This is a genomic window from Bacillus cereus group sp. BfR-BA-01380, from assembly GCF_022663535.1.
Classification (GTDB): domain Bacteria; phylum Bacillota; class Bacilli; order Bacillales; family Bacillaceae_G; genus Bacillus_A; species Bacillus_A cereus_BB.
Genome location: NZ_JAKUFS010000097.1, coordinates 1 through 427 on the forward strand (window position 1 = coordinate 1; position 427 = coordinate 427).

A 427-nucleotide genomic window follows, 5' to 3' on the forward strand; every position below is an offset into this window, starting at 1 on the left:
CCTAACACAGTAGAGGGTAATGGAAGAGCTTGCAAGCCTTTTTTAATGCATTTATGCTATCTATGCACAAATACTTCGCAATATTCTGTACTTTTATTCTGCACTAAACATATACCTTCAAAAAAACTTAAAAGTATTCTGGACAGGTATGTTCTTCCGAATGATGAAGAAATCATTGCTTTTTTAGATACCTCTCTCTTAGGTAATTTTGGTAGGAGTGCGACTGGCATTCTGATATGTAAATCAGGAATATATTTTAGCGAAGACTTTGTAAGCCTATACTTTCCTTGGTATATTTTCCGCAATATCCCTATTGCCTTAATCTCATATGAATTAGAAATTGGAAAAGGGAATAGATTTCACATTAGAGATTGTGGCATGCCTAGTAAAGAAATTTTATTATTCCTCAAAAAATTACAACAACAAA

The 427-nt window shown here is 32.8% G+C and carries 1 pseudogene; it reads left to right on the forward strand.

Annotation, left to right across the window (positions count from 1 at the left end):
• Positions 1-427, forward strand: a pseudogene (locus tag MR076_RS26060) (hypothetical protein); the annotation flags it as partial.